We start from the raw sequence: 16,174 nt of genomic DNA on the forward strand, positions 1-16,174 counted from the left end.
GCGGTTTCTCGGACGGGCCCGTGGCAAGACCACGAACCACGTTGCCAATCGAGACAGCAGCGCTGTCCTACGTGCTGGGAACGTTTTCCCTGTCGACAGCGCGCATCGCGCGCTGTCGCCCCGGGTCCAGCGCTTGCGCTGGTCCGGGTGCAGGGGCGGATAGCCCCTGCTCGGGTCCGGGGTGAAACCCCGGCGCTACGCTGCCTGTAGAACGTCTCGGCTCAGGCCGGGTGGGCCGCGCCGTTGAGCTCGGACGGCTCGGGGGTCTCTTCGCTGCTGATCGTCGAGGGCCCGAGCTCCATGACCGGAGGCGCGGCGGGCGTCGCGTCGGTCGGCTCGGCGGCCGGCTCGGCGCTTGCTGCTTTTGCCTTTGCGGGGCGGCCGCGACGCTTCGGCGGGTCGCCGCTCGCCTCGCGGGAAGGGCCGGGCGGCGAGGACGTTGCGCCTGCGATCCGTGCGACCGAGTCGACCTTCGACCGGATGTCGGGGTGATCCTCGGCGTAGACACGGGCGTAGGCGAGCGCCTTCGTGGTCTTGCTCGACAGCGTCTCCTCGCTGTCCCGCAGCGCCGCGCGCGCCGCTTCGAGGGCTGCTTCCGCCTTGGCCACGGCCTCGGTGTGGGTGCGGACCTCGGTCACCACCTGCTCGAGGATCGCCCGATCGACGCCGGGGAAGCTCACATGCGAGAGCTCGCTCGCGAACAGGTCCATCAGGGCCTGGACCGAGGGGGGAATGGGATCTGCCACGTCCATGGTCGTCTCCGTTTGCGTTGCAGGTCCGGGGCGCGCGCCCGGACCCTGCGCGATCCGCTCGGGCGGGTCGCTACCGCAGGTCGTGGCCGCTGTCTAGATGTACAGTGGCAGATCGATGGCGAGCCGCGTCATTCAAGCCGGGACGGGCCCGACGTACCGGGAGGCTGGCCGGATGAGCCGCCCTGCCCGCCGCTGCTCCTGCACGTGGGCGCACCAGCCGGCCGCGCGACCCACGGCGAACGTGGGCGTGAAGAGCTCACGCGGCAGGCCTGCGGCGTCGAGCAGGACGGCCGTGTAGAACTCGACGTTGGCCTTGAGCGGCCGATCCCGGTGGCGCTCGGCGAGCAGCGTCTCGGCCGCGCGCTCGGTTGCTCGCGCGAGCGCGAGGCGCGCGCCTGCTCCTGCGCTTCCGTCACGCTCGAGCTCGGCGATGGCTCGCTCGAGCACGGCCGCCCGCGGATCCCGCACACGGTAGATCCGGTGCCCCATGCCCATGATGCGCCTGCCTGCTCCGAGCTCGGCCGTGATCCATGCCGCGGCGCGTGAGGGCTCGCCGATCGCGTCCAGCATGTCGAGCACCGGCCCCGGCGCGCCGCCGTGGAGTGGGCCCTTGAGCGCGCCGATGGCCGCCACGATCGCCGAGACCAGATCCGATCCCGTCGAGGCCACGACCCGCGCCGTGAACGTCGATGCGTTCATGCCGTGATCGGCCACGGTCACGAGGTAGGCGTCGAGCGCCCGCGCTGCGGCCTCGGGCGCGGCCGCTCCGCGCACCATCCGCAGGAAGTCTGCCGCGTGCCGGAGCGACTTGTCCGGGGCGATCGGCGCGCCTCCCGCGCGGCGCCGCGCCCAGGCCGCCGCGAACGTCGCGACTGCGCCCGTGACCCGCGCGAGCTCCACCCATGCCGGCTTCCCCTCTGACCGCCATGCCGCGCGCGCGCCGAGGTGGGCCATGCACGCCATGAGCGCGGAGCTTCCGTCCTCTGCGACGAGCGCCTCCCCGAGCGACGGGATCTGCTCGAAGGCGAGCAGCCGGCCCTCGGCGAGCGCCTCTGCGATCGCGCTGCGGGTCGCGGCGTCCGGGAGCGCGCCCGTCCAGAGCAGCGCGCACAGATCCTCGAAGCCGACCCGGCCTGCGAGCGCCTCGATGTCGTGCCCGCCCACGATGAGCCGCCCTCGCTCGCCGTCGACCTCGCTCAATGCCGTATCCGCCACGACGACCCCATCGAGACCGCTCGACTTCGTCGCCACGTGCTGCGCCCCATTCTGCTTCGCAAGGTCCATCGTTTCCTCCTTCGTTGATGGTATCCTTGATGTCGTGAGCAACGTTGATCAACGTGGATTGATCAATCAATCCACTGGATTCGACAATCAACCATCGGACCTCGTGTCCGGAGCCGAAGCCGCGGCGCTGCTCGGGGTGAAGCGCGAGACGCTCTACGCGTACGCGAGCCGCGGGCTCGTCCGCAGCGTGCCCAGCGACGGCGGGCGGAGCCGCTTCTACGTGCGCGAGGACCTCGAACGGCTGAAGGCCCGGAGCGACGCGCGACGCGGGCACGGCCCGGTCGCCGCCGCCGCCTTGCGCTGGGGTGAGCCCGTCCTCACCTCCACGATCACCACGATCGGCCCCGAAGGCCCGCGCTACCGCGGACAGGCTGCGACAGCCCTCGCCGCCGCCGGCGTGCCCTTCGAATCCGTCGCCGAGCTGCTCTGGACCGGCGCGCTCCCCGAAGAGCGCCCCACCTGGACCTTGCCCCAGGAGCCCGCCCTCCCCGCCGCACGCCTCGCCGACCTCGTCCCCGAAGGCGCCCCGCCCCTCGCCACGCTCGCCCTCGCCGTTCCGGCCCTCGGCGCGCGGGATCCCCTGCGCTTCGCCGCCACCGAGGAGGCCGAGCTGCCCCGCGCCCGCGCCTTGATTCGCCGCCTCGCCGCGCTCTCGGCCCTGCCTTCCGGCGCGCGTCGCGCCAAGGCCGCGCTCGCCGAACCCACGATGACGCGCGCGCTGCTCGTCGCCCTCGGCGGCCGCAGATCCGAGCGCGCCGAGGCCGCCCTCGAACAGGCGCTCGTGCTGCTCGCGGATCACGAGCTCGCGACCTCGACGTTCGCCGTCCGCGTCACCGCCTCGACCGGGGCCGATCTCTACGCCTGCGTGAGCGCCGGGCTCGCCGCGGTCTCCGGCCCGAAGCACGGCGGCGCGTGCGACCGCATCGAGGCCGTGGTCGCCGAGGTCGGTCGCCCCGAGAAAGCACGCGCCGTCGTCGCCGCCCGCGCCCGGCGCGGCGACACGGTCCTCGAGCTCGGGCATCCGTTCTACCCCGACGGCGATCCTCGCACGCCCCCCTTGCTCGCGGCCGCGCGCGAAGAAGCCCCTCGAAAGGTCAACGTCGCCGCCCTCTTCGCGCTGCTCGACGCGACGAAGGAGGCCGGCCATCCGCCGCCGTCCGTGGACGTCGGCCTCGTCGCGCTTTGCCTCGCGCTCGGGCTGCCCCAGGGCGCGGCCACGACCCTCTTCGCGATCGGCCGCCTCGCCGGCTGGATCGCCCACGCCCTCGAGCAGCGCAAAGATCCTACGCTCCTGCGGCCGCGCTCGATCGCGTCATGAGGCGCGGGCCATCGGCCGACCCTGCGCCCCGATGTGCGCCTCGAACCAGTGCCCCGCGAGATCCGCGACCTGGTCGAGCGCCCCCGGCTCCTCGAAGAGGTGCGTCGCCCGCGGGACGATGACGATCTCCCGCTCGCACCGGAGATCCTCGAACGCCTGCTGGTTCAGATCGATCACCAGCGTATCCGCCCCGCCCACGATGAGCAGCGTCGGCGCCGTGACCCGCGGCAGCGCCCCGCCCGCGAGATCGGGCCGCCCGCCGCGCGAGACGACCGCCTGCACGGCGTCGGGCCGCTCCGCCGCCGCGACGAGCGCCGCCGCCGCCCCCGTGCTCGCCCCGAAGAGCCCGATCCCGAGGCCCGCCGTCGACGACGACCGACCGAGCCAATCGACGACGCCCACGACCCGCCGCGCGAGCAGGTCGATGTCGAACCGGATCTCGGCCGTCCGGAGGTCCACGGCCTCCTCCTCGACCGTCAAGAGATCCACGAGCAACGTCCCGAACCTGCGCGCCCGCAAGCTCGCCGCGACATGGCGATTGCGCTGGCTGAACCGGCTCGACCCGCTCCCGTGGGCGAAGAGCACGATGCCCCGCGCTCCCGCCGGCATCCCGAGATCGCCGCTCAGCATCACGCCGTCCGCCGGCACGCAGACCGGCGAGGTCTCCGCTCGCTCGTTCACCATGGTCCGATCCCTCCCTATCGAGGATCCGGCATCGGGCAGAGACTCCGTCGCCGCAACTACGACCGGATCACGGTCTCGACGCGGAGCGCATGCACGAGCGGCTCTCCCCGCTCGAACGCCGAGATGCTCTCGAACGTGGTCTCCGCGATGTTCGTGAGGGCCTCGTGCGTCAAGAACCCCTGGTGCGAGGTGACGAGCACGTTCGGGAGCGTGAGCAGCCGCGCGAGGACGTCGTCCTGGATCACGCGGTCCGAGAGATCCCGGAAGAAGATGCCCTCCTCCTCCTCGTACACGTCGAGCCCCGCGTGCCCCACCTGCCCCGTCTTCAGCGCTTCGAGAAGCGCGGGGGTGTCGACGAGCGCGCCGCGCCCGGTGTTGATCAGCATCACCCCGCGCTTCATCGAGGCAATGGCCGCGGCGTCCACGAGGTGATGGGTCTTCGGCGTGAGGGGGACATGCAGCGACAGGATGTCCGCCTTCGCGTAAAGCTCGGGGAGCGAGGCATACCGGACGATCCCAGCCTCGACGAGCGCCGTGTCCGGGCGGAGGTCGTAGGCGAGCACGTGACAGCCGAACCCGTGGAGGATCCGCGCGAGCGCGGCTCCGATGCGGCCCGTGCCGATGACGCCGGCGGTCTTGCCGACCATGTCGAAGCCGACGAGGCCCTCGAGCGAAAAATTCCCCTCGCGCACGCGGGCGTAGGCTTTGTGGATCTTGCGGTTCAGGGCGAGGATCAGCGTGGCCGCGTGCTCGGCGACGGCGTGGGGCGAATACTCGGGCACGCGCACGACGGGGAGCCCGAGCCGCGCCGCCGCCTGCAAATCGACGTGGTTGTAGCCGGCCGACCGAAGCGCGACGAGCCCTACGCCCACGGCGGCGAGCGTCTCCAGCGTGCGCGCGGTGACGCGGTCGTTCACGAAGGAGCAGGCCACGCGGCTGCCCTGCGCGAGCACGGCCGTCTCCTCGGTGAGCCGGGGTTCGAGGAAGACGAGCTCGTGCCCGCGCCGCGCGGCGGACGCGGCGAGGATGTCCCGCTCGTAGCGGTGGGTATCGAAGACGGCGACTTTCATCATAGATCGATCTGCATCCCGAGCTCCACGACGCGACCCGGGGGCAGGCCGAAATAGGCCGTGGCGGGGCGCGCGTTGCGGGAAATGAAGGCGAAGAGGTCCTTGCGCCATTTCCACATCTTCGAGCGGCCCGTCGGCAGGAGCGTCTCGCGGCCGAGGTAATAACTCGTGCGCTGGAGCTCGATCGACAGGCCGTACTCCTTGCAGGCGGCCAGCGCGTTCGGCACGTTCGGCGTCTGCATGAAGCCGTAACGGGCATTGACTCGGTAAAACCCGTGGCCCTTGTGCTCGACGGTCAGGCGCTCTTCGGGCGGGATCTCGGGGACGCGCTCGTTCGAGATGGAGAGCAGGACGACCTGCTCGTGCAGGACCTGGTTGTGCTTGAAATGGTGGAGCAGGACGGGCGGCGTGCCGTGCGGGTTCGAGGCCATGAAGACGGCCGTACCGCGCACGCGGTGGGGCTTCGTGCGCTCGACGTCCTCGAGGAACAGCTCGAGCGGCAGGATGCCGTCCTTGAAGGACTCGGCGAGGATCCGGCGGCCCGCTTTCCAGGTCGTCATGACCGTGAAGATCACGAACGCCATGGCCACGGGGAACCAGCCGCCCTGGAAAAACTTGGCGGCGTTTGCCGAGAAAAACGAGAGGTCGATGGCGAGGAACACCGCGACCGGCGGCAGGGCCTTCCAGAGCGGCCAGCCCCAGCGCTTCGTGACGACCACGAAATACACCGTCGTCGTGATGGTCATCGTGGCCGTGACCGCGATGCCGTAGGCCGCCGCGAGCGAGGTCGAGGTGCGGAACGTGAAGACGAGCAGGATGCAGGCGACGAGGAGCGCGCGGTTGATCTCGGGGATGTAGATCTGCCCCTCGGTCTCCTTCGAGGTGTGGACGATCGTGACGCGCGGGAAGTAGCCGAGCTGCACGGCCTGCTGCGTCAGCGAGAAGGCCCCGGAGATGAGCGCCTGCGAGGCGACGATCGTGGCGCCCGTCGCGATGGCGACCGTCGGGTAGAGGGCCCAGGACGGGACGAGGCCATAAAAAGGATTCGTCGCGCCGCCGGGGTGCTGGAGCAGGTACGCGCCCTGGCCGAAGTAATTGAGCAGGAGCGCGGGCCAGACGATGGCGAACCAGACCCGTCGGATCGGGCCGCGGCCGAAATGGCCCATGTCCGCATAAAGCGCCTCGCAGCCCGTGATGCAGAGGACCACGGCGCCGAGGAGCAAAAAGCCGTGGCTCTTGTGTTCCAGGAAAAACCGCACGCCGTGCCGGGGATCGACGGCGGTGAGCACGCTCGGATTGGTCAGGATCCACCGGGCCCCGAGAATGGCGATGGTGACGAACCAGACGAGCGTGACGGTGCCGAAGACATTGCCAATGCCGCCGGTGCCGCGCTTTTGCACGAGGAAGAGCGCGAGCAGGATGGCCACCGTGAGCGGCACGACGACGTGCTTCAGCGGCTCGTACGCGACCTCGAGGCCCTCCATGGCCGAGAGCACCGAAATCGCGGGCGTGATGACGCCCTCTCCATAAAGGAGCGACGCGCCGAGCAGGACGAGCAAGACGAGCGGCCCCGTGCCCGGGCCCTTGCGCGTGGGCACGAGCGCGAGCAGGGCCATGATGCCGCCGGAGCCTTGGTTGTCGGCCCGGAGGACGAACGTGAGGTATTTTACCGTCACGACCATCAAGAGCGACCAGAAGACGAGCGAGAGGATGCCGAGGATGTTCGCCGGTGTGGGCGCGACGTGATGCGGGCTCTCCGGGCTGAAGCACTCCTTGATTGCGTAGAGCGGGCTCGTGCCGATGTCGCCGAAGACGACGCCGAGGGCGCCGAGGAGCAAGGCCCAACGCGCGCCGTGTGTCGTCTCGCCGTGGGCGGCGGCGGCATGCGGCGCGCTTGCTTGTGGCACGTCTCCGGCGGCGCGCGCGTCTGGGACCACGCTGGTCCCATCCGCCGCGGATGCCTCGGTGGAGGCGAGCGTGCCCGCTTGGTCTTCCGTCATGGGGCGCGGATGGTAACCCATCCCGGCAGAGACGCGAGGCGCGGCCCGCCGCCCCGGGAGGCTTGACCACGAGGACGGCGTGGACTTCTGTAGGGGGATGCCGGCCCGGAGCGCACGCAGATGGGGATGAAGCTCTTGTGGGTCTGCATCGGCGGCGCGATCGGCTCGGGAGCACGGTTTCTCGTGACGACCTGGTCCCTCTCGCGGTACGGCTCTGCGTTTCCCTACGGGACCCTCGCCGTCAACGTCGTCGGCTCCTTTCTGCTCGCGCTCCTCTTTCAGCTCTCCCGGAGCGCCACGTGGCTCGGCCCGACGCTCCAGGTCGCGCTCGGCGCGGGTTTTCTCGGTGGGTTCACGACGTACTCGACGTTCAACCTGGAGCTCGTCCAGTACGTACACAACGGACAGCCCCGCCTCGCCGCGCTGTACGGCACGGCGACGCTCGTCGGTTGTCTCTGCGCCGGGTTCGTCGGGATGCACCTCGGGCGGCTCCCCGGTTCGCGCTGAAAAACCCGCGGCCGAGCTCGCCAGCCAGGCCGCGCGGGAGGCAGCGGCTCGACGCCGCACCACGCGGCCCGAGGGATCGACGCATGGCAGACGCGGACATCGCGAGCGATCTCGGCCGCGACCTCGCCGCCGGGCGGGCCGTCCTGTTCACGGGCGCGGGGTTCTCCGTCGACGCGCGCGCCGCGGACGGCAGCCCCATCCCGAGCGGGCCCGAGCTCTCCGAGGAGCTCTGGGACCTCTGCTTCCCCGGCGAATCCCGGGACGGGAGCGCCCTCCAGGACCTCTTCCAGCACGCCCTGTCCGAAGCCCCCGACAAACTCGAGGCGCTGCTCCGGCGGCGGCTCACGGTCGACCCGGCGCGGCTGCCAGCGTTTTACCGGGTCTGGTTCGCCCTCCCCTGGCGCCGCATCTACACGCTGAACGTGGACGACCTCGCGACGGCCGCCGCGGCCCGGTTCGACCTGCCCCGGCCCGTCGTGATCCGCGCGGCCCTCGCGGACGATCCGACGCCGGACGAGACCCCCGACGGCGCGCGGCTCGAGGTCGTCCACCTGAACGGGCACGTGGCCAACGGCCCGCGCGGCGTGACGTTCTCGACGACGCAGTACGGCGCGCGCCTCGCGTCGGACGAAGATCCCCACTACGCCGCGCTCGTCCGCGACTTCTGCGAGCTGCCGTTCGTCTTCGTGGGGACCCGGCTCGACGAGTCTCCCCTCTGGCAAGAGCTCGAGCGCGTCGAGCGCACGGGCGGCGAGGAGCCGCAGCGGCCCCGGCCGCGGTCGCTCCTGGTCACGCCCCAGATCGAGCGCGCACGTCAGAGCCTCCTCGAGCGCATCGGCGTGGCCTGGATGCCGCTCTCGACGCGAGAGTTCACCGACGAGGTGCTCCTGCCGATCGCCCGATCCCTCGGCGTCGCCTGACCGGTCGAGAAAAACTTCGAATCCACGGGGCCTGGGGACATTCCTCGTCGTGAGCACGACGACGAGACAACACGGGCAAGGCTGGCTCGGTGAGCCAGCCGTCGAACATGACCGCGTTTCCAGCGAACACCTGGGGCCCGACAAGGCCCGAGGGGCACGGTTCTTGGGGACGCACCGGCATCGACGCCGGTTCAACGTGGTGGGGCCCTGCCATGATGAACTGCACTACATGCTGGCCGCGAGCGCGCGGCTCGTGGAGGTGCCGGACCTCGTGGCGCGCGGCTCGTACGTGGTGGTGCACGCGCCGCGGATGCACGGGCGCACGACGTGGCTGCGGGGGCTCTCGGCCGGGCTCGCGGAGCGTGGAGCGTGGGCCGTGGTGCGCGCGTCGTGCCGGCCGAAGCGCGGCGCGGCGGAGGGAGTCTCCGGCGAGCGCGCGCTGCTCGAAGCCATCGCGCAGGCGGCCGGCGAACAGCTCCCGGCGCCGCTCCGGCCCCCGCCGTGGCCCCCTTCGTACGACGTGCGGTTCGCGGGCGTCGTGCTCTCGGCGTGGGCGCGGGCCTGCCCGCGGCCCCTCGTTCTCCTGCTCGACGACGTGGAGCTTTTGCCACGCGAGATCCGCGCGAGCCTGCTCTCGCAGCTCCGGGCGACCTACGAGGCCCGGCCCCGCGCGGCGCCGTGGTCGATCGTGCTCTCCGGCTCGGACGAGGTGCAGGCCTCGGCCGTGGAGCTCCTCGGGCCCGCGGCGACGTCGCTCCGCCTGCCGGACTTCACGGCCGCGCAGGTGGCGACGCTCTGCGCGGAGCACACGGAGGAGACGGGTCAGCCGTTCCGGGACGAGGCGGTGGCGCAGATCGCCGCGATCTCGGGCGGCCACCCGTGGGTCGTGAACGTCCTCGCGCGCGAGATCGTGGAGAGGCTACGTCCTCCGCTCCGGCAGCCGATCACGGCCGCCCACGTGATCGCAGCCGCCGAGCGGCTCCGCGGCGCGTGGGTTTGAGAGGGAGTCGGCTTCCCGTGGGAGTTCAGCTCGGGCACAATCCGGCGCCTCTTCATGTCGATCGGCGCGGACGATCCAGGCGACACGGCTCCGAGCGATTCGGAAACGACGGCGCTGGCCACGGAGCCCTCCCCGGAGGTCGACTCGGGCGCGCCCGCGGAGACCCCGCAGCCGACGTCGCGCATCGCGGCGCTCGCGCTCGCGCTCCCCCTCGATGACGCGGACCTCGCGCACCGCGCCGATCCGCTCATCGGCCTCGTCGTTGCCGGCCGCTACCGCATCCTCACGCCGATCGGCCGCGGCGGAATGGGCGTCGTCTACAAGGTCGAGCACGTCCACCTCGGCAAACTCCTCGCGATGAAGCTGCTCGCGGGCGAGCTCAGCATGAGCCCCGAGGTCGTGCGCCGCTTCAAGCGCGAGGCGCTCACCGTCTCGCGCCTGTCGAGCCCGAGCACCGTGCACGTCTTCGACTACGGCGTCGACGCGGGCCTCACGTACATCGTGATGGAGCTCGTGACGGGCCGCGATCTCGCCGCGGTGCTGGCCGACGGCGGCCCCATGCCGTTCGCGCGCCTCGGCAAGATCGTCCTGCAGATCCTGAGCTCGCTCGGCGAGGCGCACGGCAAGGGCATCGTGCACCGCGACGTCAAGCCGCAGAACGTCATGATCACGACGACCGAAGGCGGCACCGACATCGCCAAGGTGCTCGACTTCGGCATCGCGAAGCTACGCGAAGAGGCCGACGCGAGCGCGGGCGGCGAGGTGACGCGCCGCGATCAGCTCATCGGCACGCCGTACTTCCTCGCGCCCGAGCTCATCCGCGGCGACCCCGTCGATCACCGCGCCGATCTCTACGCCGTCGGCGTGCTCCTCTACCACGCGCTCACCGGGCATTACCCCTTCCACGCGAAGACCTCGGCGAGCATCCTGGTCAAGCACGTCACGGAGACGGCGATCGCGCCGTCGATCCGCGCGCCGTCGCGCGGCATCCCGCCTGGGGTCGACGCCGTCGTGCTGCGCGCGCTCGAAAAAGAGCCCGCGGCGCGGTGGCAGAGCGCGGGTGAGCTGCAAGCGGCGATCGCGGCGGAGCTGCGCAAGCTCGGGACGGAGGACATCGAGGCGCTGCTCGACGCGAGCGTGCTCCGGAACCTCACGCGCGCGGCGATGGCGGAGGGCGTCAAGAGCCCCGGCGAGATCGCGAGTCGCGACGAGGTCGAGGCGTACGAGCGCAAGCTGCGCAGCCGCCGGCACCTCGCCTGGTTTGCGTCGAGCCTCTTGCTCGTCCTCGGCACGGGCGCGGGGCTCTTCGTGATGTGGCGACGCTGGACGCCGAGCTTCGCAGGCGCGGAGATCGAGCCGAACGACACGGCGGCGAACGCCACGCCGCTCCCGCTCGGCGCGCCGGTGTCGGGGCTGCTCGGCAAGCGCATCGACGCGCAGCGCAGCGATCGTGATTTTTATTCGTTCGAGATACCGAAGGGCGCAGGCGACGGGCCGCAAATCGCGCGCTTCCTGGTGACGGCGCTCCCGAACATGGAGACGTGCACGCTGCTCTACCGGCAAGGCTTCCAGGCGCCGATCGCGCAGTACTGCGTGGGTCGCCCGGGCCGGGATCTCTCGATCCCGCGGCTCAGCATCGAGCCCGGCCGCTACTACGCCTCCGTACTGCAAGACCTCGATCCGCGCGGCGATCGAAAGATCCCCTTCGTGCACGAGAACGTGTCCGACACCTATTCCATCTCGATCGCGCTCGCCGAGGAGAGCTCCCCCCACGAGATCGAGCCGAACGAAGAGCTGCCCTCGGCCACGCCCATCGAGCCGGGCGAGACGCGGACGGGCGCGCTCGGCTGGATCGAGGATCAGGACACGTACTGCGTGGGCGCGGGCGCGAACGGCAAGGCGATCCGCTGGACCGCGCGCGACGTCGTGCGGGACCCGGGGACGGTGCTGGAGGTCACGACGATGCGAGGCCGGGAGCTCGACGCGAGGGTCCGCGTGCACACCACGGGCGAGGGTGCGTTCTCGCAGGAAGATTCACGCTCTCCCTGGACGGGCCCCGCCATCGCCTACGAGGAGGGCACGCCGCGCTGCGTGCGCGTGAAGCTCGTGCGAGACCCGTGGAACGCCGAGGCGCCGCGGCTGCAGCCTGGTGGGCCCGAAGCCTACGTCCTCGCGGTCGACGTCGTTCCCTGAGAATCGAGGGACAAAAACCTCACATCCTCGTGACGAGCGGGTACACTCTCGAAAGCGCGGGGGGCACGAGGAACCATCGATGTCGGAGAACCAGCGTTACCGGGTCATCAAGCGGCTCGCCTCGGGCGGTATGGCCGAGGTGTTCGTCGCGGAGAGCGCAGGAATCGAGGGCTTCCGCAAGCAGGTCGCGATCAAGCGCGTTCTCCCGCACCTCAGCAAGAACGAGCAGTTCATCGACATGTTCCTCGACGAGGCCCGCCTCTCCGGCCGCCTCGCGCATTCCAACGTCGTGAGCGTCTTCGACATCGGCGTCGGCGACAACACGTACTTCATCGTCATGGAGTACGTCGACGGCGCCGACTTGAAGCAGGTGATCGAGCACCAGAAGAAGGTCGGCAAACCGATGCCGGTCGAGAGCGCCTGCTTCATCGCCGCGAAGATCTGCCAGGGCCTCGCTTACGCCCATGATCTCCACACGCCCGACGGCGAACACCTCAACATCGTCCACCGCGACGTCACGCCGGCGAACGTGCTCATCACGCGCCACGGCGAGTGCAAGATCGTGGACTTCGGCCTCGCCAAGGCGTCGAGCCAGCTCGCGAACAGCGACGCCGGCATGATCAAGGGCAAATTCGGCTACCTCGCGCCCGAGACGGTCATGGAGCTCGGCGTGGACAAACGCGTCGACGTCTTCGCCGCCGGCATCATCCTCTGGGAGATGCTCGCCGGCCGCCGCCTCTTCCTCGGCGAGACCGATCTCGGCACCGTCAAGCTCGTGCGCGAGGCGAACATCCCCTCGCTCAAGCCCTTCAGCCCCGACGTCCCCGCGGAGCTCGAGGAGATCATCCGCACCGCGCTCGCCCGTGATCGCGACGTCCGTTACCAGACGGCGCGCGATTTCGGCCGTGATCTCACGCGGTTCCTCTATCGCTTCGGGCGGCCCGTCAGCGAGTACGAGGTCGCCGATCTCGTCCTCGGCGCCGCGGGCGCCCCGGCGAAGAAGGTCGACGGCCTCGCCATGATCGGCGAGATGCTCGACCTCATGCTGCTCGAGTTCAAATCGCTCACGCAGGCGGACAACGCGGGCGCGCCGAATAGCCTGCAGCCCGATCTTTTCAAGCTCACGGGCGCGAACCCCGTCGCCTCCCCCTCCTCGCTCGACGGCGGAGATCTCGACGACTCCTTCTCCGGCCTCAGCGACGAGCTCGAAGGCCCCGATCCGACGAATACCCCGCAAGACAAGGGTCGCGCGCCGACCGCCTGGTGGCGGGGCCTCATTTCCCGCTGAGACGGGACACATCCCCCACGAACATGAGGAAGCTGACGGGCGCCGGTATCGGCGTTCAGGTGCACGTTCGCGTCCGGGGTCCCGGCGACTGCGTCACGGACGAAGGAAAAAATTGATTTCCAGCCTGCCACGCTCGTAGCTTTCCTTTTCCGGGCTCCCGCCTTGGACCACGCGATGACCCAGACAGACAAGCCGAACCACGTGCCCCCCCACGACGGCCGCGGCGCTTCGCGGCGCGCGCGCCTCTGCCTCTTCCTTTCGGCCCTGGCCACGGCGAGCCTCGCGCCTCTCGCGATCGCCCACGCGGCCGACGCCGAGGCGCTGCTCAAGGAAGGCAAGCAGCTCGTCGCGGACAAGAAGTACGACGAGGCATGCCCCAAGATCGCCGAGGCGTACAAGCTCTCCCCGAGCCCCGCGACGCTGCTCGATCTCGCGCTCTGCCACGAGAAGCAAGGCAAGCTCGCGACCGCCTGGGGCGAGATGCTCGACGCCGAGACCGACGCCCGCAAGGCCGGTCGCGCCGACATCGAGACACGCGCGCGCGCAAACAGCAAGGCGATCGAGCCGAAGCTGCCGCGCGTGACCGTCTCCGTCGCGACGAACACACCCGGCATCGAGATCGCGATCGACGGACAGAAGATCGATCTCGGCGCGCTCGGCAAAGGTCGTCCCGTGGATCCCGGCGAGCACAAGATCGTGGCCAGCGCGCCCGGGCGAAAAGCCTGGGAGACCACGATCAGCCTCAAGCAGGCCGAGCGCAAGAGCGTCGTCGTGCCGGCCCTCGCCGAGGACCCGAACGCAGCGTCCGCGCCGGACAAACCCGCCGGCGGGGAGAGCAACGCGGGCGCGCAAGCAGGCGGGACGACCCCGACGAACCCGACCCCAGGCGGCGGCGCCGCAGGTGATACGAAGCCGAAGGAAAAACCCGAGGAGCCCGACGATGGCAAGGGGCCGATCCACCGAGCCAAACGCCTCGTCGTCGACGTCGGCGCATTCGGCGGCGGGCAGCTCTTCCTCGGCGGCGGCAGCGTCGACGCACTCTCGGCCCTCACCTACGAGTACCGCATCACCTACCCGCTCGGCGGCGAGGCGGCCGAGTACAAAGCCTGCGACGCAAGCGCTTGTTACGCCACGGTCGATCCGGCCATCGGCGTGCCCGTCGGCGGTCAGGTGTTCGTCGGCTACGCGCTCAGCGAGAAGCTACACGTCGGCGGCCGCTTCTTCGGCAGCTACCTCGTGACGGGCGGCTACTCGCTCCTCGTCGGTCCCGCTCTCTCCGTGCGCGTGAACGATCGCCTCTGGATCGGCGGCACACTCGCCGTCGGGTTCGGCGGACAAAACGCGACCATCAACGGCGCCCGCGGCGAGGTCCCGAGCGAGTGGGCCGAGCTCAACGGAGGAGACGAGGTCGATCTCCTGCTCAGCCGCACGATCCCCGAGGAGAACGAGACCGGCTTCGGCTTCTCGTTCGGCGCAGCCGTCGAGGTCTCGTACACGCTCGCCGAGTTCGGCAAAGGCAAGAGCATCACGACAGGCTCACTCGTCGCGAGCGCATGGCCCACGTTCCTCAAGACGTGGGACGGGTTTGCCATCGCGTTGCCGATCGGCGTCGGGTACCGATTTCACTGAGGTAGGGCGTATCGCCGGGGTTTCACCCCGGGCCCGACCAGGGGCTCTTCGCCCCTGGACCCGAACCAGGGCGCAGCCCTGGACCGAGGGTGTATCGACCGCGATGCGGTCGATACAAAGGGGTCGGTGCGGCGTCCTGGACGCGTGCGTGATTCCACGCGGCGGCAGCGTGCGCGTCGCGTGTGGATGTGCGAGGCTCGGCCCGTGCGCAGCCACCGTGCACAGGCTTTGGGCCTGGGCCGCCGCGCGCTCGCGGGCCCTCTCTGGGCGTCTCTCCTGCTGCTGCTTGCGTCCTGCACGGCAGCGCCCCCGCGCCACAGCGGCGAGGTGCTCGGCGAAGACCGCGACGCGCTGCTCGACGAGGCGAGGCGCGCCGCACACGGCGGGGACAAGCCCGCAGCGCGGCGACGCTACGAGGCGCTCCTCGCGCGAGATCCGCGGGACGACGAGGCGCGGACCGGCCTCGCCCGGCTCGACGCGTGGGACGGGCACCACGCGCGGGCAGCAGCCGCTTATCGCGACGTCCTCTCGCGCCACCCGGGCGACGACGACGTCCGCGCCGGCCTCTTCGACGTGCTCACCTGGCAAGGCCTCTGGGACGAGGCCGAGGCAGCCCTCGACGCGGCGCCGCGCAAGGACTCCCCTACCCTGCTCGCTTGCCGGGCGCGGCTCGAATACGCGCGCGGCGACCTCACGACGGCCCATGCTCTCGCAGACCGGGCGTACGTCGCATCCGGGGGCAACACCGAGCTCCGCGCGCTCGCGCGGCGGCTCTCCACGGGATATGCACGCGTCACCACGCGGGTCCTCGTTTTCCCCGCGCCCATGCCGACACTCGGGCAGGTCGAGGTCGAGGTCTCGCAGGCCTGGCGCAGGCTCATCCTCGGCGTCGAGACCGAACACGGCGGCCGCCCCTCGACGGCCTCGGGCGGGTGGGCCTACGGCGCGACCTGGGGCGGTCGGGCCACGTGGCTCTTCGGGCACGGGTTTTCCCTGGGCGGGGAAGCGGCGTTCGGCGCGCCCGCCGAGAGCGTCCCGACGCTCCGCCTCCGCGCGCTCGGCACGGCGCCAATCCGCCCCTGGCTCACGGCCGGCCTTTCGTACACGTACCGTCGGTACACAGGCGGCATTGCCACGCACGGGGCGAGCCCCACGCTCGGCCTCACGATCGGTGACCAGCTCCGGCTCGACGCCACCTACTGGCTCACGCACGTCCGCGTCGAGGATCCCCGAGGCGCGAGCGAGAGCCGGCTCGTGCATGCGTTTTCATTCTCGGCGGGCCGCACGCTTTTGCCGTGGCTCGCGCTCCGCGCCGGGTATGCGCATGGCGCCGAGGCCGAACGATTCCCGGCTGCGTTCCAGATCCTCGACCTGGTCACGGACGCCGTGTACGTCGGCGCGGATCTCTGGCCGTATGATTTTTTGCGCGTGATGCCGCTCTACAACCTCACGTTCCGCGGCCCTCCCGGCGCTGAGCGCGCCGCGCTGCACACCTTCGAGCTCGGCGCGCTCGTGCGCTGGTGAATGCG

13 protein-coding genes are annotated in these 16,174 nt (G+C 70.8%); 8 read left to right on the plus strand and 5 right to left on the minus strand.

Translation table 11 applies throughout. The features are described from left to right. Positions 1–221: 221 nt before the first annotated feature. Complete coding sequence (locus tag QHF84_RS01585) at positions 222–752, minus strand: hypothetical protein (protein ID WP_281311343.1); 531 nt, start codon at positions 750–752, stop codon at positions 222–224. A gap of 132 nt (positions 753–884) precedes the next feature. Then, complete coding sequence (locus tag QHF84_RS01590; protein WP_281311344.1) at positions 885–2,036, minus strand: citrate synthase; 1,152 nt, start codon at positions 2,034–2,036, stop codon at positions 885–887. Positions 2,037–2,070: 34 nt separating this feature from the next. Here QHF84_RS01590 and QHF84_RS01595 point away from each other — a divergent pair, with 34 nt between their 5' ends. Next, positions 2,071–3,354: a citrate/2-methylcitrate synthase gene (locus QHF84_RS01595; protein ID WP_281311345.1), complete on the plus strand. Its 1,284-nt coding sequence runs from the start codon at positions 2,071–2,073 to the stop codon at positions 3,352–3,354. Here QHF84_RS01595 and QHF84_RS01600 read toward each other — a convergent pair. Genes QHF84_RS01600 through QHF84_RS01610 form a run of 3 tightly spaced genes read right to left on the minus strand, consistent with a single transcriptional unit; the run spans position 3,349 to position 7,108 of the window. Further along, positions 3,349–4,038: a dienelactone hydrolase family protein gene (locus QHF84_RS01600; protein ID WP_281311346.1), complete on the minus strand. Its 690-nt coding sequence runs from the start codon at positions 4,036–4,038 to the stop codon at positions 3,349–3,351. The two genes, QHF84_RS01595 and QHF84_RS01600, sit on opposite strands and share 6 nt — an antisense overlap. Positions 4,039–4,094: 56 nt before the next feature. Further along, complete coding sequence (locus QHF84_RS01605) at positions 4,095–5,108, minus strand: 2-hydroxyacid dehydrogenase (RefSeq protein WP_348652832.1); 1,014 nt, start codon at positions 5,106–5,108, stop codon at positions 4,095–4,097. Continuing rightward, entirely contained in the window at positions 5,108–7,108 is a 2,001-nt protein-coding gene (locus QHF84_RS01610; protein ID WP_281311348.1) for a potassium transporter Kup, read from the minus strand. The genes QHF84_RS01605 and QHF84_RS01610 overlap by 1 nt, the downstream gene beginning before the upstream one ends. A 126-nt stretch (positions 7,109–7,234) precedes the next feature. Between QHF84_RS01610 and crcB the strand changes: the two genes are divergently transcribed. From crcB to QHF84_RS01645, 7 genes are all read left to right on the plus strand, one after another. Further along, positions 7,235–7,615 carry a fluoride efflux transporter CrcB gene (gene crcB / locus QHF84_RS01615; protein ID WP_281311349.1) on the plus strand — a complete coding sequence of 127 codons (381 nt, stop codon included), beginning with the start codon at positions 7,235–7,237 and terminating at the stop codon, positions 7,613–7,615. An 83-nt stretch (positions 7,616–7,698) separates the two neighbouring features. Then, complete coding sequence (locus QHF84_RS01620) at positions 7,699–8,535, plus strand: SIR2 family protein (RefSeq protein WP_281311350.1); 837 nt, start codon at positions 7,699–7,701, stop codon at positions 8,533–8,535. 229 nt (positions 8,536–8,764) lie between these two features. Next, positions 8,765–9,535, plus strand: a complete 771-nt coding sequence (locus QHF84_RS01625) for an AAA-like domain-containing protein (protein WP_281311351.1) — start codon at positions 8,765–8,767, stop codon at positions 9,533–9,535. Positions 9,536–9,589: 54 nt separating this feature from the next. Beyond that, positions 9,590–11,728: a serine/threonine-protein kinase gene (locus QHF84_RS01630; RefSeq protein WP_281311352.1), complete on the plus strand. Its 2,139-nt coding sequence runs from the start codon at positions 9,590–9,592 to the stop codon at positions 11,726–11,728. A gap of 79 nt (positions 11,729–11,807) precedes the next feature. After that, positions 11,808–13,016 carry a serine/threonine-protein kinase gene (locus tag QHF84_RS01635; protein WP_281311353.1) on the plus strand — a complete coding sequence of 403 codons (1,209 nt, stop codon included), beginning with the start codon at positions 11,808–11,810 and terminating at the stop codon, positions 13,014–13,016. Positions 13,017–13,190: 174 nt separating this feature from the next. Further along, entirely contained in the window at positions 13,191–14,645 is a 1,455-nt protein-coding gene (locus tag QHF84_RS01640; RefSeq protein WP_281311354.1) for a hypothetical protein, read from the plus strand. Positions 14,646–14,849: 204 nt separating this feature from the next. Further along, positions 14,850–16,169, plus strand: coding sequence for a tetratricopeptide repeat protein (locus tag QHF84_RS01645; protein WP_281311355.1), 1,320 nt, complete (start codon positions 14,850–14,852; stop codon positions 16,167–16,169). The last annotated feature ends 5 nt before the right edge of the window (positions 16,170–16,174 follow it).

The organism is Polyangium sp. y55x31 (assembly GCF_029946505.1).
GTDB lineage: Bacteria > Myxococcota_A > Polyangia > Polyangiales > Polyangiaceae > Polyangium.